Origin of the sequence: Methylobacterium sp. C25, from assembly GCF_021352225.1 — a bacterium.
In the GTDB taxonomy this organism is placed as follows: domain Bacteria; phylum Pseudomonadota; class Alphaproteobacteria; order Rhizobiales; family Beijerinckiaceae; genus Methylobacterium.
Window position 1 is genome coordinate 79,396 of the sequence record NZ_JAAUVI010000016.1, and the last position, 18,397, is coordinate 97,792.

23 protein-coding genes, 1 tRNA gene and 2 pseudogenes are annotated in these 18,397 nt (G+C 61.9%); 18 read left to right on the forward strand and 8 right to left on the reverse strand.

From position 1 onward, the window contains the following. Positions 1–187: 187 nt before the first annotated feature. The 3 genes from HCU64_RS23725 to HCU64_RS23735 form a co-directional block, all read right to left on the reverse strand. Complete coding sequence (locus HCU64_RS23725; protein ID WP_233386864.1) at positions 188–892, reverse strand: recombinase family protein; 705 nt, start codon at positions 890–892, stop codon at positions 188–190. Positions 893–941: 49 nt separating this feature from the next. Next, positions 942–1,331, reverse strand: coding sequence for a hypothetical protein (locus HCU64_RS23730; protein ID WP_233386866.1), 390 nt, complete (start codon positions 1,329–1,331; stop codon positions 942–944). 84 nt (positions 1,332–1,415) lie between these two features. Continuing rightward, complete coding sequence (locus tag HCU64_RS23735; RefSeq protein ID WP_233386868.1) at positions 1,416–1,769, reverse strand: hypothetical protein; 354 nt, start codon at positions 1,767–1,769, stop codon at positions 1,416–1,418. An 824-nt stretch (positions 1,770–2,593) separates the two neighbouring features. Here HCU64_RS23735 and HCU64_RS23740 point away from each other — a divergent pair. The 11 genes from HCU64_RS23740 (at position 2,594) to HCU64_RS23790 (ending at position 12,269) form a co-directional block, all read left to right on the forward strand. Beyond that, the gene (locus HCU64_RS23740) at positions 2,594–2,905 is read left to right on the forward strand and encodes a hypothetical protein (RefSeq protein ID WP_233386870.1); all 312 of its coding nucleotides are present in this window, start codon (positions 2,594–2,596) and stop codon (positions 2,903–2,905) included. A gap of 12 nt (positions 2,906–2,917) precedes the next feature. Continuing rightward, the gene (locus HCU64_RS23745; RefSeq protein ID WP_233386872.1) at positions 2,918–3,538 is read left to right on the forward strand and encodes a hypothetical protein; all 621 of its coding nucleotides are present in this window, start codon (positions 2,918–2,920) and stop codon (positions 3,536–3,538) included. A gap of 6 nt (positions 3,539–3,544) precedes the next feature. Continuing rightward, on the forward strand, positions 3,545–3,802 hold the full coding sequence (locus HCU64_RS23750) for a hypothetical protein (protein WP_233386873.1): 258 nt from the start codon (positions 3,545–3,547) through the stop codon (positions 3,800–3,802). 201 nt (positions 3,803–4,003) lie between these two features. Further along, a complete protein-coding gene (locus HCU64_RS23755; protein WP_233386875.1) occupies positions 4,004–5,014 on the forward strand; it encodes an AAA family ATPase in 1,011 nt (336 codons plus the stop codon). Positions 5,015–5,067: 53 nt separating this feature from the next. Beyond that, positions 5,068–7,611: a S8 family peptidase gene (locus HCU64_RS23760; RefSeq protein ID WP_233386876.1), complete on the forward strand. Its 2,544-nt coding sequence runs from the start codon at positions 5,068–5,070 to the stop codon at positions 7,609–7,611. A gap of 62 nt (positions 7,612–7,673) precedes the next feature. Beyond that, positions 7,674–8,093, forward strand: a complete 420-nt coding sequence (locus tag HCU64_RS23765; RefSeq protein WP_233386877.1) for a hypothetical protein — start codon at positions 7,674–7,676, stop codon at positions 8,091–8,093. 1,253 nt (positions 8,094–9,346) lie between these two features. Continuing rightward, positions 9,347–9,817 carry a hypothetical protein gene (locus tag HCU64_RS25490; protein WP_325170021.1) on the forward strand — a complete coding sequence of 157 codons (471 nt, stop codon included), beginning with the start codon at positions 9,347–9,349 and terminating at the stop codon, positions 9,815–9,817. Then, the gene (locus HCU64_RS23775; RefSeq protein WP_233386878.1) at positions 9,814–10,056 is read left to right on the forward strand and encodes a hypothetical protein; all 243 of its coding nucleotides are present in this window, start codon (positions 9,814–9,816) and stop codon (positions 10,054–10,056) included. The genes HCU64_RS25490 and HCU64_RS23775 overlap by 4 nt, the downstream gene beginning before the upstream one ends. 65 nt (positions 10,057–10,121) lie before the next feature. Further along, the gene (locus HCU64_RS23780) at positions 10,122–10,577 is read left to right on the forward strand and encodes a LexA family protein (RefSeq protein ID WP_442786007.1); all 456 of its coding nucleotides are present in this window, start codon (positions 10,122–10,124) and stop codon (positions 10,575–10,577) included. After that, on the forward strand, positions 10,574–11,866 hold the full coding sequence (locus HCU64_RS23785; RefSeq protein ID WP_233386879.1) for a Y-family DNA polymerase: 1,293 nt from the start codon (positions 10,574–10,576) through the stop codon (positions 11,864–11,866). The genes HCU64_RS23780 and HCU64_RS23785 overlap by 4 nt, the downstream gene beginning before the upstream one ends. 142 nt (positions 11,867–12,008) lie before the next feature. After that, positions 12,009–12,269, forward strand: a complete 261-nt coding sequence (locus HCU64_RS23790) for a DUF6894 family protein (protein ID WP_233386880.1) — start codon at positions 12,009–12,011, stop codon at positions 12,267–12,269. Between the two features lie 16 nt (positions 12,270–12,285). On the opposite strand, the gene HCU64_RS23795 is transcribed toward HCU64_RS23790, so the two are convergent. Continuing rightward, on the reverse strand, positions 12,286–12,477 hold the full coding sequence (locus HCU64_RS23795) for a ribbon-helix-helix domain-containing protein (RefSeq protein WP_233386881.1): 192 nt from the start codon (positions 12,475–12,477) through the stop codon (positions 12,286–12,288). Positions 12,478–12,524: 47 nt separating this feature from the next. Between HCU64_RS23795 and HCU64_RS23800 the strand changes: the two genes are divergently transcribed. Continuing rightward, positions 12,525–13,226, forward strand: a complete 702-nt coding sequence (locus HCU64_RS23800) for an SOS response-associated peptidase (protein ID WP_233386882.1) — start codon at positions 12,525–12,527, stop codon at positions 13,224–13,226. Between the two features lie 94 nt (positions 13,227–13,320). After that, entirely contained in the window at positions 13,321–13,476 is a 156-nt protein-coding gene (locus HCU64_RS23805; protein WP_233386884.1) for a DUF4113 domain-containing protein, read from the forward strand. A gap of 56 nt (positions 13,477–13,532) precedes the next feature. Here HCU64_RS23805 and HCU64_RS23810 read toward each other — a convergent pair whose 3' ends face one another. After that, a complete protein-coding gene (locus HCU64_RS23810; protein WP_233386885.1) occupies positions 13,533–13,679 on the reverse strand; it encodes a hypothetical protein in 147 nt (48 codons plus the stop codon). Between the two features lie 276 nt (positions 13,680–13,955). Between HCU64_RS23810 and HCU64_RS23815 the strand changes: the two genes are divergently transcribed. Further along, complete coding sequence (locus tag HCU64_RS23815) at positions 13,956–14,390, forward strand: hypothetical protein (protein WP_233386887.1); 435 nt, start codon at positions 13,956–13,958, stop codon at positions 14,388–14,390. 9 nt (positions 14,391–14,399) lie between these two features. Here the strand turns inward: HCU64_RS23815 and HCU64_RS23820 are convergent, their stop codons facing one another. Beyond that, on the reverse strand, positions 14,400–14,759 hold the full coding sequence (locus HCU64_RS23820) for a hypothetical protein (RefSeq protein ID WP_233386889.1): 360 nt from the start codon (positions 14,757–14,759) through the stop codon (positions 14,400–14,402). A gap of 9 nt (positions 14,760–14,768) precedes the next feature. Next, positions 14,769–16,124: a tyrosine-type recombinase/integrase gene (locus HCU64_RS23825; RefSeq protein ID WP_233386891.1), complete on the reverse strand. Its 1,356-nt coding sequence runs from the start codon at positions 16,122–16,124 to the stop codon at positions 14,769–14,771. A 48-nt stretch (positions 16,125–16,172) separates the two neighbouring features. Between HCU64_RS23825 and HCU64_RS23830 the strand changes: the two genes are divergently transcribed. From HCU64_RS23830 to HCU64_RS23840, 3 genes and pseudogenes are all read left to right on the forward strand, one after another. Next, positions 16,173–16,233 (forward strand) — tRNA-OTHER (locus HCU64_RS23830). Between the two features lie 18 nt (positions 16,234–16,251). Next, positions 16,252–16,574: pseudogene (locus HCU64_RS23835) on the forward strand (hypothetical protein); the annotation flags it as partial. Between the two features lie 124 nt (positions 16,575–16,698). Beyond that, positions 16,699–17,340: a DedA family protein gene (locus tag HCU64_RS23840; protein ID WP_233386892.1), complete on the forward strand. Its 642-nt coding sequence runs from the start codon at positions 16,699–16,701 to the stop codon at positions 17,338–17,340. 430 nt (positions 17,341–17,770) lie between these two features. On the opposite strand, the gene HCU64_RS23845 is transcribed toward HCU64_RS23840, so the two are convergent. Beyond that, positions 17,771–17,935, reverse strand: coding sequence for a hypothetical protein (locus HCU64_RS23845; RefSeq protein ID WP_233386893.1), 165 nt, complete (start codon positions 17,933–17,935; stop codon positions 17,771–17,773). Between the two features lie 115 nt (positions 17,936–18,050). On the opposite strand from HCU64_RS23845, the pseudogene HCU64_RS23850 reads away from it, so the two are divergent. After that, positions 18,051–18,397, forward strand: a pseudogene (locus HCU64_RS23850) (IS66 family transposase); the annotation flags it as partial.

The window sequence follows — 18,397 nt, forward strand, 5'->3', positions numbered from 1 at the left end:
CGAACGGATCAAGCGGCCGGCGGCCCGGCCGAGCTTGAGGGCGATTGGCTCTCGCGCTCGCTCGACAATGCGTTGCGACCTGGCCCCCTCGCGAGGTGCGAAAGCCCTGAGCGCCAGCCGATGCAGCAGCCATGCAGGCGCTGTGATGACGAAGGCGGCCCCGATGAGCACCAACAGGCAAAGCATCTCAGACCTCACCGTTTGGGCCAGATAAGCGTTGCTTGAGCCGCAAGACAGCCGTTGGAGTCCAGGCCCCCCGACCACTAGGCGTTTCGATGCCTTCGGCCGTGAGAGCTGCCGCTAGACCCCGCAAGGAGGCTGTTCCGTCAGGGTCAAGGCGCGACATGATGGGGGCGAGATCGTCAGCCCGCACATCCGCCTTGGCGGCCCGCACAGCGCGCGCCTTCGCGGTATCGACCGCAGTTCCGACGCGTCCCCGAGCGCCTCCAAGCTTCTGCCCGCGTTCCTTGGCCGCCGCGAGCGCAGCTTTGGTGCGAGCGGAGATCAGCCCGGCTTCGAGCTCGGCGACGGACATCATCTGCTGGAGCAGGAATCGGCCGGTCGGTCCTTCGATCTGCGGAAGGTCGCAGAACCGGATCTCGATGCCGGCGGCCAGCAGGTTCGACAGGAAGGCTTGAGAGCGAGCGAGGCGGTCGACCTTCGCGACAACGAGCGCTGCGCGGTGCGCGCGGCAGAGCGCCAGGGCGCGAGCCAGTTCCGGCCGGTCGGCGTTGCGGCCGCTCTCGACCTCCACAAATTCGGCCACGAGCGACCAGCTTCCCCCGTTGAGGTAGCTCGCCACTGCGGCACGCTGCGCTTCGAGGCCGAGACCCGAGCGGCCTTGCCGATCGGTCGACACGCGAAGGTAGGAAACGAACCGGCCGTTGGCCATAACTGCACCGTATCATTGTGTGCATCGGACGTTGCTCACAATGATACGGTTACGTTTCGCCGTCAAGCTTCAGTTTCCGTAGTCGCTCTCGTTCTTGCTGCGCCGTTCGCCGCTGAAGGGAAACGATCTGCGCGCGACGTCGGCTGGCTGCCAGTTTCGCCAGCATGGCCGCAGTTGCTTCGGCATCGATCTCGGCTTGGCTCGGTGGGTTGGCCGTCTCTAGCGCTTGCCGCCGCTGCCGAGCGCGCGCCTTGCGTGACGACACCTTCGCGAGTTCAGCTTTCAGCGCGGCCTTAAAGTCCGGCTCTGCAATGAGGGGCGGGCGCCCAGGAAGGTAAGGCAGCAACCCCTTGTATCGAAGCTGGCGCACCTTCGAGACAGAGCAGAGGAGTCGTTCGGCGACCTCGCTCTCTGTGAGCAGCTTCGGTGCAGTCATCATGGCATCAACCCAGCCGCACGCGTAAAAAAGGGCGCCCCTTTCGCAGGGACGCCCGGCATAATAATGTTTTCAGTTTTGAATAATTCATAAAGTCATATACTCCTGTAATAATCGCAGTCCTTCAGACGGTGACAAACTCTTCGCGCAGAATACAATCCTTTTTGTGTCTGGATCGAATGGCAGAAAATCTTCGGCCTCCAAATTGTTTTCACCTCGCATTTCGCATGCACATTCTAATAAAATCAATGCACTATCTAGATTTAGATTGAAAACGTGAAAACTAGTGTTTTCATTTTCGGTCCTTAACGCCACCGAGAGGCCATGCCTTTCGACACCAGCAATGTCTATTTCGTCTCCAATACATGCCTGAGTGGGGTCTCCAGCGATCAGACTAAAGAAATACTCATGATTGCGGGCCCGGCTGGGGTGATTGCTCATCGTCGTGCGCTTTCAGTCTCGCCGCGTTCGATACGGCAATGTGAAGTCCAGGGTTCGAAACACCGCGCACGACGGTACCTCTACGCTTTTAGGCTATAGCCTTGGACATCTGCGTGAGGACCCTGGACCCTTCGACACATAAATGCTGTGGGTTCATAGGGCTTGCGTACGATCTGGGGTTTCGATCCCTCCAGACAATATAGTGTTTGCTCGAATTACAAGTCAATATTATAGATTGTCTGATCCGTTGCGATATAAAATCAGACAAATACATATCATAAGCGATTGATATTCAACAATATGTCAGACGGCGACGATATATTCGTACGATCTTTGTCTGATGTCGGCAGACGATTGAGACAGATCGGCCGGCCCGCAGGGCAGGCACCCAGCCCCCCCGGTATACCCCAAACGCCACTCTGACGACCGCGGCAGCCCTTCGGACAAAAATGCGCCGCTCAGAACGTTTTGGACATGTTGTCCAATGGGTTGCGCTCACTCAGCGATGTCGATTTCGCTTCCAGCGGGCCGCAGCCGCTGCTATTCTGAGCCTCTCGATCCTGCGGCCCTCGGGACGCCGCCCCGCCTCTCCGGCCTTGCCGGAGGTGTTTTCAACCTCAAACCGGACGACGCGCGTTGTGGCGCGTCCGTGGCGCCAAGCGCCAGCCGGTTCGAAGGTCGTGGGGCTCCGTATGATAGCCGATGAAATCCTTGCCGACCTCGAGAGCGCCGTCGACGCTAGGGACCCTCAAGAGGTTATTGAAGCAGTATCTCGGGCTTTCGCCGGCATCCTACGCGTAGGTGATCACGAGCCGATTTCCGACGTGACGTTGCGAGACCTCCTGTCGCCCTTCTGGCTCGTAGAGGCCGCCGCGCGAGAGATTCTTCCGGGTTGGTACTGGCACGAGCGCGGACAGCACGGTTTCATCAGCGCCTACGGCATCCTGCTTGCCTGGGCCCAACCAGTTGGGTCGCAGAAGCGTCTCGAAGCCTGCCATCCCGGGATGAGTCTGATTGCCCGCATCGTCGCGAACGATCTGGACAGCCTAGTCGCTGCCAACGCGCTCCAGCGCGTCGCTCCTGCATTCCCACCTGCTTCCGTGCTGATGCCCGTTCAGCACGTCGCCATTCACTGAGAGGGCCGCCCGATGTCGAAGAAGGACGGAGGCGCAGGCGCCCAGGCCAAGCAGGCCCGCGCCGACGAGCAGGCCCGGCAGGATCGGATCCGCGCGGGCACGACGCAGATCAATTCGACCTTCGACAGCCAATTCAACGACGATTTCTACAACAAGCAGCGCGACAACTATCTCACATTCGCCCTGCCGCAACTCGACGACCAATACGGGAAAGCCCAGCGCGATTTGACGTTTGCTCTCGCTCGCGACGGCAACCTTGAGAGCTCAGCCCGTGGGTATCAGTTCGGCCAGCTCCAAAAAACTTATGACACCAACCGCACCGGCATCGCCGACACGGCGCAGAACTACGCCAATCAGGCCCGTAGCAACGTTGAGGATGCCCGCGGCAATCTTATCTCTTCGGTGAACGCCACCGGTGACGCCACACAAGCCGCCAGTTCCGCCACGGCGCGGGCGACGGCACTGGCCCAGCCGGTCGGCTACAGCCCGATCGCCGACGCCTTCTCGACAGCCACAGGCGCCCTGTCCCAACAAGCGCAGGCTGAGCGCGCCCAGGCGCTTTCCAACGGCGCCTACAAAGCGCCCTACAGCACGGGCCTATTTGGCACGTCCGGCGCTGTGAAATACGGCTGAGCCGTCGTGCAGCAGCCAGCGCGCGCCTACGAGCTTCACCGCCTCGCCGTCGGCAGCTTCGACCTGGTCCTGGGCGGCGACATCATCGGTAGCGTCGTGCGCGAGGTCGCGCCGGCCGGCCAGGAAAAGGGTTGGTGCGCCGAACTGCTGGAGGATCTGATGCCGGATCAGCGTCCGGCACCGTTCACGGCAACCGAGCACTCCTTCCGCTCTCTTGGCGCGGTGACGGCTTGGCTCGGCGGTGCGCCAATCATCGAGGGCTAACGTAACCACGCCTCGATTGCTCCAGCGATCGAGCTGCATCGCGGACGCTTTGTTTCCACCGCCACGGCTGTCTGAGCTCGTCCCTCACATGAGGAATTCGTGGCGTTGCAGCCAACGTTCAGTTAGCGGTTTGTTCGTGTAAACCCCATCTTAGGCCGATCAGCGCCTTCTGGTTCAAACCATTTGGAAAGGAGGGCGAGCGTGTCGACAAAGCATCTTCTCGCGCTCCTAAACTCGCATATCGAAGGCGACGAGGATCAATTCCTTTCGATCGCGCTCCAGGTCGCTGCTCAGGAAGCGCGCCAGGGAAGGACTGACGATGCTGACAAGCTCAAGCGGCTTGTTCAGAAGGCCCGCGACCAGCAGCGTACAGGACGGCCTGCGGGCGGCCAAACGCCAATCCCGCTTGCGCGGCCTCGTGGCGAGCTTCAGGGGCTCGTCGAGAGCTCATATCCCAAGGTCACCCTCGACAGCATGGTGCTGGCCGAGGACGTGCGCAGCCGCCTGATCCGCATCGTGCGCCAGCAGCAGGAGCGCGCAACGCTCCGCAATCACGGCCAAGCGCCGACTACGCACATGCTCCTCGTCGGACCACCCGGGACTGGGAAGACCATGACCGCCTCGGCGCTCGCGGGCGAACTCAGGCTGCCGCTGTTCACCGTGAGGTTGGAGGCGCTGTTCAGCCGCTTCTTCGGTGAGACGGCGGGTAAGCTGCGCCTTTTGTTCGACCAGATCGCACAGACACGCGGCGTCTACCTACTCGACGAATTCGACGCGATCGGCGCTCGAAGGGGCGATCCAAACGACGTGGGCGAAATTCGGCGCGTGCTCAACTCGGTGCTCGCCTTCATGGAGGAGCCCAACTCGACGGACAGCCTCGTGCTGGCGGCCACCAATCACGTCGAGATCCTCGATGAAGCACTGGCGCGTCGCTTCGATGAGGTGATCGAGTACGGGCTGCCCGACGTGAATGCGGCGCCGGCGATCGTAGAGCGTCGGCTCGGCAAGTTTCGGTTCGCGGCTAAGGCCTGGGCGGGAATCGGGTCTTCTCTAGAGGGTCTCAGTCAAGGCGAGCTTGTGCGCGCCGCCGACGCTGTGGTGAAAGATGCGATCCTTGAAGGGTCGGCCAAGGTGTCGCCCGAGGCGCTCGACCGTGCGCTTCGAAACCGTCAGGTGTTGAAGGGCAAATTCCATAGTCGGGCCGGCCGTTAGCGAGGCTCCGCCGGACGAGCAGAAACCGACGAGACAGGCACGAGTAGGGTAGGATGGCGGCGCCTGAAGATTTCGGCTTGCGGGACCGCCCGCACCTCTCCATCGACGCCTTTCGCGAGACTGCAGCCTACACAGTGCCAAGGCGGAACCTAGAGCGCAAACCGCTTCGGGATGACTACGCCGCGCACGCCGCCGCGCTTCTTCAGCAACTTGCGGCTGCCCTCGGTGATCTGCCAGCACCTGGCGCGGACCCACGGATTTCTGTCGCAGGGCTGCGGGCTGGGGCTGTCGTCGAGATAACAACCGTGCCACCCACCGAGGGAGCACGGACCAAGGCGGTCAAGGTGCCTGCAGCGCTCGAATTTCAGCCGCAGGACGTGGTCTTGCTGCGCTCGACGCGCAACAACGATCGAACCGAGAGTGCATTGCTTTTCGTACCCGACGATGCGCGCGCATTCTTGCGCGGCCGGATAGCGGCTTACGGGCGGGATCCAGGCAACGCCCGTCGACCAGACGTAGAGCGCTTCGAAACGGTCGAGACGGTCCGCGCAGCGGACGTTCGCGCGCTATTCACCGGCGAAATCGAGCTTGCTGCCCCGGAGATTCAGTGGTGGGAGCTCTGGGTAAGGGAAGCGGGCGCAATCGTTGAGCGGCTCGTGGTAGCGGCGCGAGACGCCAATCTCGACGTACATCCCGATCGGCTCGTTTTCCCGGACACATCGGTGATCTTCGTCCACTCGAGCGCCGGCGCGGTTGCTGCGTTTGCGAGCCGCGTCCCTGGCGCGATCAGCGAGATCAGACGCGCGACCGGGACGATCGAGCCGTTCCTCGAACGCGGTGCACCGGGCCTTGGGGCGCACGAGTGGGTCGAAGAACTCGCGGCGCGAGTAACACCCCCGCCGGAGGCCGCCCCCGCGGTCTGCACGCTCGACACCGGTGTCGCTGCCGAGCATCCGCTCATTGCGCCGGGCTTGCGAGGAGCCTGGGCTTGCGATGCCGCTTGGGGCTCAGACGATCATCACCGCGACGGTGGCCATGGCACACCGCTCGCTGGTCTTGTGCTGTATGGCGATCTCGAACCGCTGATGAACGGCGCGCGACCGGTGACGCTTACCCACGCGGCCGAATCAATGAAGCTCCTGCCACCGCGCGGCTTTCCTCCGGCTAAACCACCTGCCTTCGGCGTTGTAACGCAAAGCGCCATCGCGTTGGTCGAGACCGAGCGACCGAACGTGCCGCGGACCTTTTGCCTTGCGAACTCCGCGACGGATTTTCCGCCCGACCGGCCATCAAGTTGGAGCGGTGCGCTTGATCAGGTCGCCGCCGGTGCGATGCTGGGCGACGCAGTCGACGGAGTGGCGGCCTCGGATCGACCAAAACGGCTGGTGCTCGTCGCGACCGGCAACGTCTCCGGCGGCATGATGGTGGACGTGATGCCGTCACAGCCGCTGGAAGACCCAGCACAGAGCTGGAACGCGGTGACGATCGGCGGCTTCACGCGAAAGGAAGTGCCGCCTGCGGGGCCGCCGGATTTGGAGCCGGTAGTACCAGCCAACCATCGAAGCCCGTTTAGCCGCGGATCGCAGTCGCTTCCCCACGATCTCACGCCGATCAAGCCGGAGGTGCTGTTTGAGGCAGGCAACATGGTGTCGGACGCCGCAGGGTTCTGTGGCTGGGATCCCGCCGTCTCGTTGCTCGCGCCCGGATCGGATACGGCGGCCGAACCGCTGATACCATTTTGTGCGACGAGCGCAGCCGTAGGCGTTGCCGGCAACTTCGCAGGCCGCCTCCATGCGGCGTTACCAGAGTTCTGGCCCGAAACGCTTCGTGCGCTCACCGTGGATTCGGCGCGATGGCCAGAGCCGATCGCCAAGCAGCTGATCGGGCGCGGGGCACACTGGAAGACAGGTTCCAAAACGGAGAAGCAGCGGATTTTGCGCGAGGTTGGCTACGGCGTGCCCGACATCGAACGCGCGATCTCGTCGACAAGGAACGACGTAACTCTTGTTGCACAGGCTGAGATACAGCCATTCGCACTCGGTGAGGATCGTCGAACCGCGGTGTTCAATGAGCTGCATTTCTATGGCCTGCCGTGGCCACGCGCGGCGCTGGAGCGGATCGAGAACGGCATCGTCGTCATGAAGGTGGCGCTCTCCTACTTCATCGAGCCGAACCTAACGGGCAAGGCAGCGACACGCCCCGATACCTACCGCTCGTTTGGCCTGCGCTTCGATGTGAAGAAGCGGACCGAGACGGTCGCTCGTTTTCGAAATCGCATTTCGTCTAGTCAGGCTAAGGACGGGTCAGAATCGGCAGAGGAGAAAAGTTGCTGGCTGATCGGCCCCAAAGCCGTTCAGGCGGGCTCGCTCCATTGCGACCTCTGGCGCGGACGAGCAATCGACCTCGCCAGCCACGATGCAATCGCCGTTTACCCGGTCGGAGGTTGGTGGAAGTCGCACGTTGGGCAGCGAAGGGTGACGGACAAGGGTCGTTACGCCCTTACCGTCTCAATCTCGGCGCCAGGGCAGGCCGTAGACCTGTACACCGAGATCGCCGCCGCCATCGAGCTGAAGGGTGTTGAGGCGGTTATCGGATGAGGACGCAAGGCTAATAGCTACAGCCGCCCACGGACGGCCAAGGCGAGCTCGTCGACACGATCATGCGTCTATCTGCCTGCGATCCCGAACTGCCGAGACAGCTCGCGCGCCAGCGGCTTGCGCATCAGGTCGATACGAGCGCGACGCGGCTCTTCGGCGGCGAAACCCAGGGCGGCGGTGCACGGTTCGCCAAGGACATCGTCGGCACGGAGCAACAGGCGACGAACCTCGATGCGGCTCTTGGCGCTCTTGGGGTGTCTAACACTCGACAGGGCATGGCCAACACGCTCGACGTTTTCCGAGCGACCGGAACGTGGAATCCGCAGGGTAGTCCAACCGATTTCAACCGGCAGATCCGAGAGGCTTTCGGCGAGATGCCACTGACGGCCCGGGCGTGGCTCGGCCGGAACAAGGCCGCTCTGGCCGATGTCCTGACGGCGCCGCATTGGCGCAATCGTGACGCAGGCACTCGCGACGCCTAATTCCGATTCAAGCTTGCGCTAAGCTACGCAAGGGCAGATCAGTCCCGTCAATCGGCACTAGCCGTGGAATATTATGTGCGTTAAGCCATAGTGGGAATTGCGTAAATTACCGCAATTCCCAAGTGCATTTGACCTTCGGCGGATTTGTCAAACAAACATTGCAACTATCGACAGGTCCGCTGCCGGCTGAGCACACGCCCCAAACCAATTGCGGATCGGTTGCAACAACTCTCAAATTGGACGCATGGACAATAGGACCAACAGGACCGCATGTATACGTGCGAGTACAAGCAACATTTACTTGTGCAAACTGGCTTCCTTCTGACCAAGCGCCGTCGTTCGCATACGACGTATTAAAGAAAGACAGAAGCCAAATCAGCATAGCCACAATCGAAATGCTCACTTGGCGCATGTGACATCTCCCCTGTTGTATTCAGCGCAGCTCACTCACAAGTCACTTCTGCCCAGCGATAGCCGCACTCGTTCCCGTCGGTTCCTTCACCGCCTTTAACTTTGCAACCATCGTCTAGGGGCTTCCCGCAAACATGTGCACATGCGACACGAGGATTGAAACCTTTCTGTCCGTCCGTGCCACATTTGAAAAATACTTCGTGTGGATGATCCGAGCAATTCTTCGAACAATTAGTGTCACTAAACATACCTCTATTAATTGCCTTTCCGTTACATTCTTCTTTATTTCTGAATTCACCCCAGCACACTGATTTAGTAGTTTGAGAAAAGACCTGGCTTGTGAACATACACATCATTCCGACCATAAAAACAAATATGGCATTTAAGCGACAATTACGCATCATATTCTCCAATCTAATAGATATCTGTCGGTAATTAGTGTTTATTGCTTCACTAGAGATCCAACTACGCCGTGTAAATTGCCAATTGTCTGAAATGATCTTGGGGAGATCATGTACGATCCCGTCACAAATGACTGTGGTGTGCTCATCGGCCCGCATAACCCGGTGTCAATACAAGCAGACGCATAGATTGCGAGAGAATTAGGAGTACCCCAGTTGGCGGTCCGCCCCCTAAACCAAGCAGTATAAACATCATTGCCTAAAGCGCAGATACAAATAGCCTGGACAGAGTTTTGTACGACCTTAGTTTGTGCCGATGAGATATTAGGATAGAAAGTAAAAGCGCACAATATTAGCCTGATAAGCTTACTTTTTTCTGGTATTGAAAATGACTTTAGCGCATTCATCAGTCTAAAGCTCCGAATCGGCCGCCACGAAGGCATGATAGTCAGTATGATGCCTGTGTGTCTCGTCCGAAAAATCCTGAAGATACGCTGCAAACAAAATATCTGGGCACCACTCCCGCACTTCGTCAGCGCCATCGCCCGGTCCCCCGGCACCAGCCGCTTCCGCTTGATTACAAAGCTCTGGACGACGAGCGTGCTCTTGATCGCCATGGGTTATGCCCGTTTTCCACAGGGCCCATCGGTTGACCCTTTGGGCCGATATGTTCACTTTTCGTTCTTTACACAGGAAGGACGAATCATGGGCTGGCCAGCGCGGCTGCCGAGCGAGGTGGATGCCATTGTGGAAGCCTATTTGATCCGCGCGGGAGGCAGCCCGGGGACAGCCTTGCGCATGGCGGTGCAGGATGCCCTCGCCGACCTGTGGGAGGCAGAGCGCCGAGCCGGCGAGCAGAACCGGCTGATCTCGCGCGGTTACGCACGGGCTGGCTTGAACTGCCGGCAATGAGGACATTGCCAATCCAGGGTCGCCAGATCGCCGCTCTTCGCGCCCTCCGAGTGAACCCTGGTGGGATGCGGCGCGGAGCCTATCCGCGCATCATGCCGGCCCTCGTCGAGCGCGGCTATGTCGTGGAGCGACCGGCCACTGTTGGTTCGTGCCAGGGCATGACCGCTTGGTTTCTCACGAAGGCGGGTCGCGACCTGCTGAAGATCGTCGGCAGCGGCGAGCCGAGAGAGCCAGCCTAGGCTGGAATAACCCATCTGCCGGTCACGGCCCCCGGCAGCCCCATACCCATCCCTTGGAGACATCGGTGCGTATCGTCAGTTTGGACGATCTTCCCGCCGGCCGCCTCGGCTCGGTCGATGTTCCATTCATGGGTCCGGCCGTGTGCGCCGGTTTTCCGTCGCCGGCCGACGATTTCCTGGAAGAAGCGCTCGGCCTGCCGCGATGGCTCGTTCCGAACCCGCCGGCGACGTTCCTCTGGCGCGTCTCGGGCTGGTCCGTCGTCGGCGCCGGCATCCACGATGGCGATATCGTCGTGGTCGACCGCAGCGTCGAACCGAAGCACGACGACGTCGTGCTCGCCATCATCGACGGCACGGCCTCGCTGAAGCGCTATCGGCTCGACGGAAACCAGGCCACGCTCGCCTTCGACAATCCAGAGCTGCCGGCAACGCCCATCGAAGACATCGGCGAGGCAGCGATCTGGGGCGTCGTCACGACGTCGCTGCGCCTGCTCCGGCCTCTCGCTCGGAGCCGGCGGTGAGCCGCGCTATCGCGTTGATCGACGGCAACAGCTTCTACTGCTCCTGTGAGCGCGTTTTCGACGGCAAGCTCGCCGGCGTGCCCGTGATCGTGCTGTCCAACAATGACGGCTGCGCCATAGCCCGAACCGCCGAGGCCAAGGCGCTCGGGATCAAGATGGGCGCGCCGTACTTCATGATCCGGGAGCTCTGTCGCGCCCAGGGCGTGCGCGTCTTCTCGTCGAATTATACCCTCTATGGGGACATGTCGGCGCGCATCAACGCGATCTATCGAGAGGCCGCGCCGAGGGTCGAGGTCTACTCGATCGACGAGAGCTTCCTTGACCTGTCCGACATCCGCGAGGGCGAGCGCGTCTCGCTGGCCTGCGACATCCGCGCCACCGTGCGCGCTTGGACCGGCATCCCGACCTGCGTCGGCATCGGCCCGACGAAGACGCTGGCGAAGCTCGCCAATCATATCGCCAAATCTGTCGCCGAGCTCGGTGGGGTCTGCGATCTGACCGACCCGGCCGCCTATGATTTCTGGCTGCCCCGGATCCATGTCGGCGAGCTGTGGGGCGTCGGTCGCGCCTCGCTCGCGAAGCTCGAAGCGATGGGGGTCGATAGCGTCGCCGATCTCCGCGACCTCGATCCGCGCCCGGTACGCAAGGCGCTGACCGTGGTCGGCGAGCGCATGATCCACGAGCTGCGGGGCATGGCCTGCCTGTCCCTCGACCAGGTCCCGGCACAGCGGAAAGGCTGCGCGGTTACACGTTCCTTCGGCAATCGCATCGAGGATCGGGCGAGCCTGGAACAGGCAGTCGCCGCTCACGCGACCCGACTCGGTGAGAAGCTCCGTCGGGAAAGCCTCGGTACCGATCACGTCACCGTCTTCTTCCACACCTCGGAGCACGACCGAGACGGCCCGCAACGCTCGGTCTCGACGGTCGTCACGCTACCGGAGGCGACGAACGACACGATGGCGCTGATCAAGGCGGCGCTCCATGGCGTCGCGCGGACCTGGCGGCCTCAGGGGGATCCGCCATGGCGCTACAGCAAGGCCGGTGTCATCACCGTGGATCTCGTGCCGTTGGAGAAGAGCCAACGCGCGCTCATCGGCCAACTCGACCGGGAGCACGGCGCTGCGCTGATGGCGGCGATCGACGCTTGCAATGCCCGGTTCGGTCGAGGGGCGGTGGTGCCTGCTCGTGCTGGTCTGGAGCGGGCGCGGGTCGGCTGGTCCACGAAGTTCGAGATGCGGACGCCGCGCTACACGACGCGGATCGACGAGCTTCCTGTGGCCGTGGCATGAAGTAATTGGACTTCAGGGGGCGAGGCATTCGCGACCCAGGAACCTCAGGGCCTTTCCACCATTGAAAGCCATCGCCGGCCGGTAAGCTCGGGCGTCGGCGCTTGGGAGTACGCAGACTCTCGCCCTGACGATTGAGGGCAAGATGGCTCGCTACTACTTCGACATTCACGACGGCCATTCGCTGATCCGGGACGATGTCGGCGACGAATGCGCCGACGCTAAAGTCATCCGCCGGCTAGCGATGGAAACGCTGCCGCAGATCGCCCGTGACGAGATCCCCAAAGACGGCGATCAGCAGGCTTACACCGTGGTCGTGCGCAACGAGAGCAACGTCACGGTCTACACGGCGACGCTGGCGTTTGCCGGCCTATGGTTAGGGGATGTGGAAGAGCCGGCTCAATAGGGCCGAAAGCCTCTCATCACTCGCACTCGCCCTTTGCTTCGACCTCGGGCGGGCAATCGACGAACGGGATTGCGCCTTGTTGAGATAGCCAGTCGCCGAGCGCCGCGTTGACGGCCTCGTCTCGGCTCGGCTTCGGCTCTTGCCCGGCGATGAAGCGGTCGATCGCCTCACTGATTTCCGGCGTCAGGGTGATCGTGGTCGCGGACATGGGGCTCTCCTCAAATCATCCAACCGTGGACGGCTGGCCGATGATCCATGGCGATGACGAACCCGCAGGCGCAGACTGCCCGAATGTGCGGACGGTTCACCCAATACCCAACCTGGGCCCAGGTCCACGAGGCGATGAGCATCATCGGCCCGCGGCGAAACCTGCGCGCCCGTTACAACATCGCGCCGACCACGACTGTCGAGGCGGTGCGCCAGGGTGAGGAAGGACGCGAGATCGTTCCGATGCGCTGGGGGCTCGTTCCAGTGTGGTGGAAGAAGCCGCTCAAGAGCGTGCCGGCGACGTTCAACGCCCGCGCTGAGACCGTGGCTGAGAAGCCCATGTTCCGCGACGCCTTCAAGAAGCGTCGCTGCATCATCCCGGCAAGCGGCTTCTACGAGTGGACCGGCGAGAAGGGTGACAAGCAGCCCCATCTCTTCACGGCGGCCGATGATGCGCCCGTATTGGCGATCGCGGGCCTATGGGACCGTTGGCGCGATCCCGAGGGTGAGGAAATGCTCTCCTGCACCATGGTCGTCACCGAGCCGTCTGATTGGATGGAGCCCTATCACGACCGCATGCCGGTGATCCTCGACGGCAAGCAGATCGACGCTTGGCTCGACGGCTCGGCCGGCACTGAGATCCTGAAACCGGCCGAGGAAAGCGCGCTCAAGGAATTCCCGGTATCGAAGCGGGTCAATAAGGTCGGCAACGACGACGACCCGAGCCTGATCGAAAAGGATGCGGCCTGACAGCGCGCCGAACCCCCACGGGTCGACGCCAAGGATCTGCAGCGACCGCTTCCGGCAGGCGAGCTGGTCATCGCGGCTTGCGGGAGGAAGGGCGATGGGCCGCGGGAGTAGCCGCAGCTTGCCCGCTTTGGCCGCGGCGCCGGCGCGGGCTGGGCTAGACCGGGCTCGCTCGAGCTGGTCGACGAAGTTCGAAATGCGGACGCCGCGCTACTCGACGCGGATCGATGAGCTACCAGTTGCGCTGGCCTAAGAAAAAGAGGGCCGAGCTTGGCTCGGCCCTCTCAATTCCCCGATGAGGTCGCGCTCTTAGCGTTCGCTCACGGGGCCGACCGGGATCCGGAAGGCGCGCTTTCCATAGTTCCGAGCCCAGAGCACAGTCCCATTCGGGAGCGTGATGAACGGGCGGAAGATGAATTGCTGACCCTCGTCGGGCGGCTTGGGGGTCGAGGCCATCGTGAAAGTCCTTTCATTCGATGGTTGACCGAGAGCCGCCGCGGACCTAGATATTCCACCTCTCACAGCAAATATCCGAGGGCCGGCGACGGCCCCCGATCGGTTTCAGTGGACCTTCTGGTCCACCGAACGCGCCCCGCCCCTGGCGGGGCGTTTTGCGTTGAGGAATCAATTAGAGTTCTGCCACTCTCGTTGCAACCCCCTGGAAAGGAATCATTAACCATATTTCCAGGATTTTGATACGTTGATGCCAATTCCGATTAAATTGGTGATGGCATGAACATGCAGGTCGGAGGCCGCATCATGGACGAGCGGTCATACTACGAGGTTCTTCAACGACGCCGTGAGCTCCAGGAAGAGCTCCGTGTTTTGAACGAAATTATCCACGGCTATGAACGGCTTAAAGAGCTTCGTTCTGGCAACGCCGCTCGCACGGTGGAGGCGTCCTCAGACGACAAACCGCGGCTGCGAGAGCGCAACGTTTATTCCCCGCGGCAGCTCGCCAATTTCGCCCGCGCAGAGATTCTAAAGCGCGGTCGTCCGATGACTCGAGGTGAATTGCTCGACGCCTTTGAATCCGAGGGCATCCCACTCGCTGGCCGCGATAAAGCCCGTAACCTTGGCACAATCATGTGGAGATTTCGGGAGGAATTCGAGAACGTCCCCGGTAGAGGCTACTGGCCGAAGGACGTGCCGAATCCTGATCGATAGAGACGTGGTTCAATCTGCCAATCGGAGTGGACGGCTAATCTGAATGGCTTCGACGGCAGCGATCACCGAAGCGTCTGGATGCTGGTTGCAATAGGCTCTGATGGAACCGAGCATGAGATCGGCGTTCAGCCCAGCCAAGTCGCGGAAATTTCGATCTCGGGCGGTCTTCATGGCGTTCACGCCGCTCATGAAACCAAATGCCCAGCCCAGGATCGCCGTGCGGCCCGGAGCCAAGCTCACGAAGCTGTCGATCTCCCGACAGGGTGTCAGGCCAAAGCCTGCTACGTTGCCGTTCTGGGCGTGCCCCGAGATCGTAGCCAGCAGGACAATCAAGGCGACGGACAGGTAAGCTTGAGCGGTCGAGCGCATCGAGGCCTCCTAGAGAACCGCTACTAGCCCTGTGCGATTGCCGCATGTCAGATCCGGCGCTGTCCGCCGAATCGTCTCTGCCACATAGCTCGGCGCGAGGTGAGCGTAGTGCTTCTCGGCCATCCGCGTTCCCGAGTGGCCGAGCGCTTCGGCGACGACCATCAGGGGCGCGCCGTTGCGAACCATGGCACTGGCGTAGGAGTGGCGGAGCTCGTGAAGCGTGATGCTCTCCAGCTTCGCTCGTCCCAGCGCCTCCTTGAAGCCACGCTGGTATTGCGCGGGCTTCCAGGCCTCGCCGTCCTCTCGAACCAGCAATGGTGATTTGGGCCCCCTCCCCGTTCCAAGGCGCTCGAATAGGCTGACGCCGCCTACAGTGAGCGGGATGTGCCGGGCTCGGCCATTCTTGCTGCGCTCGACGAACACAGTCCCGTTGGCGCGGTCGAAGTCACGAACCGTAAGCTTCGACAACTCGCCGAAGCGGGCTCCTGTCATCAGGGCGGCCGCGACGAGATCCCGGAGCGGCCCTTCGGACGTATTGAGCAGCCGCTGCTGCTCGGCGGCGTCGAGGAATTGGACCCGGGCCGAGCCGGTATCTCGGAACGGCTTGAGCAACCGCCAGGCGCGATCGTTCTCAACGAGCTGATGATGGTAAGCCCAATTGAGGGCGGCCTTGAGCAGCGTTAACGTGCGGTTGGCCGTGTCTCGCCGTCGACGCAGCGCTTCGGGATCTGTGACGTCGACCGCTCGCGTGTTGCGCTTGGTAGCGAGCTTTCCCGTCCGCAGCAGCTTTGGCGCGTGCACCATGGCGTCGCGCCAGCGCCGCAGTTTGTCGAGCGTGAGGTCGGTCACGCGCAGATTGCCGAGCTTGGGCCGGACGTGGACCCGGGCTCGAGATTTGGCGTCATAGATCGCCTTCATGCCTTCGGCTTCGCGCGCTTCAAGGTACCGGTCGAGCGCATCGTTGACCGTCAGCGCTGGCTGCGCGTCCGGCGCTGATCGCAGCGATTTCACCCAAGCCCGTGCCGCATCCTTGGCCTGCTCGTGCGTCAGAATCTTCGAGCCGTCGGCCGTCGCGACGTCATCGGCCCTCCCAAGCATCAACTGGACGCGTTTGCCCTCCGGCGTCCGCGATGCGGCAAGCCATGAACCGCCCTGCCCTCTCGTGCCTCGCCCACTGCGATACCCCAGCCGCACGCCCGGACCGATCAGCTCCCACTCGGGCGCGTCGGACGACGGCAGCTCGGCCCGGCTTGCCCGGCTTTTGAACGCACTGGCTCTGCGGGCCATCGCTCGACCTTTTCGTTGTCGAAATCGTTGCCAACATTGCCACGAAACGCGATGGCACGCAATGAAACGATATGGCACAAGTCATTGCGTTCTAATGAGTTTCAGGCCGTACCAGAGAGTGTCTCTATGCTTCAGAAGTCGCCTTCTCACGGCGAAAACAGGGGTTCGATTCCCCTTGGGAGCGCCAGCAGACTGAGTGATTGAGGGCCGTGCCGTGGCCTGGGCGATCGGCATCTCGCTGCGCTCCGTGCAGCGGATCTGGGACGCCAACCGCCTGCAGCCGCACCGGACGCGCACCTTCAAGCACCCGAACGTCCGCGCCTGGCTCGCGCACCAACCGCGCTGGACCTTCCACTTCACCCCGACCTCGGCTTCCTAGCTAAACGCCGTCTAGGGCTTCTTCTTGGCCCTCACGCGCTGTCCGCTCCAACGGGGCACCTTGACCGGGATCGTCGATTTGCGGGCGGCCATCAAACGATACATCGCCCGGTACAATCAGGACCAAAACCCTGGACCTGGACAAAACCGCCAAAGCCATCCTCAAAGGCATCAGTCGACTGCATCATCACCCGTCTGAGCCACCGCACTAGGACCGCCTCTCAACGGCAACGTTTCTGCACGATTGGCTGCCACCAAGGCTAGAGGGGTGGCGATGTCGTTCCTGCACAATCTGCCAGTCGCGGATCTGAGTGCGTCTTATGGCTATGTTGCGATTTTTGTGATCATCATGCTTGAGTGCGCTGGCGTGCGTTGCCCAGGCGAAACGGTCCTGCTGACTGCGGCGGCCTACGCGGGAAGCACCGGCAATTTGAACATCGGACTAGTCGTCGGAACGGCCGCGCTGGCAGCGATCCTCGGCGATAACTTCGGCTATTGGGTTGGGCGACGTTGGAGCCTACCACTTTTACTCAAGCACGGCCGCAGGATTGCGCTGGATCACAAGCGGCTTAAGCTCGGGCAAAACCTCTTTCAGAAATATGGTGGAGCGATCGTGTTCTTCGGGCGCTTCACCGCGATGCTGCGGGCCTATGCGGCCGTGCTCGCCGGGGTAAATAAGCTCGATGCTCGGCGATTCATGTTTTACAATGGCGTAGGTCGTATCGCGTGGGCGTCTATTATGGGGCTAGGCGCTTACCTCTGCGGTCGCTCAATTGAGAACGTGATGGGCCCCGTTGGGCTCGGTATGCTTGGTTTCGTGATCCTCTGCGCCGTGGCGCTTTGGATGTTTATGAAGCGCCACGAAAAACGACTATTGATTCAAGCGGAAGCAACAATCCCGGGGCCGCTGACCTAGAATCTAGTCTGCGAACCAAGTCTGGATCGTCTTTAGGATTGGATGCAGGAGCGAGTTGTCGAACGCCGAGACGAGTCCGATGCTGATCCAGCCGAGGAGCGTGCTAAGGAACAGCGTAAGCGGCGGTCCTCGAACCGGCGCTCATCGCGATCGAGAATGACCGGCTTCGTTCCTGCTGCCCGCAGGAGCAGCGTCAGCACGTTCACGCCAACGATCTAGAGGAGTGCCTGCTGCGGGGTCAGCACGGAGCCGATGTTCACCGTCTGTAGGTAACCGAGGATCGGCAGGACGATCGAGGCGAGGCCGCCGACCGAGTTCAGCAGCGTCGTTTTCTAGGCTGTGCGCAACGCGGCGGCCGGCTTTACCTTCTCGGCGAGCGCGTCCGAGGTGACTGAGACGGCCTGGACGGCAGGCTTCACATCCTCGGCCATCAGAGCCCCTTCCCGGTGGTGAACGCGGCAACGATGAGCCCGAGGGCGATCAGCGTTATGGTCCGCGGATGCACCGCGAGCCACGTCCAGTGGTAGCGAAGGCTGGACTTGCCGGCGTTGGTGGCGATCGTCCTGATGTTCGCCTCGGCGCTTTTCAGGTCCATGTCAGGCTACCTTTCCGATGATGAAGGCTTAGAGCCAGTTCCAGCGGCTCGGCGCTTGGCTCGCGTTATCGTTGCAAGGGACGGGGCCGCTGATCGGCGGCATCGCGGGCGCAGGCCTCACCTCCTGGCGACGATCCTGTTCGAGAAGTTCGGCCAGCATCAGCCACTGAACCGCCAGAGCGAGCGCTTCGCTCGGGAAGGGATCGCGCTGTCGGTCTCGACGCTGGCCGACCAAGTCGGTGCCTGCACGGCGGCGCTCGCGCCCCTGCATGCGCTGATCGCGACGCATGATCTGGCGGCCGGGCGGCTCCACAGCGACGACACCACGGTGCCGATCCTGGCCAAGGGTCGGATGGTCACCGGCCTGATCTGGACCTATATCCGTGACGACCACCCCTTCGGCGGCCCGGCCCCACCGGCGGCGCTGTTCTACGCCTCGCACGACCGGGCCAGAGAGCATCC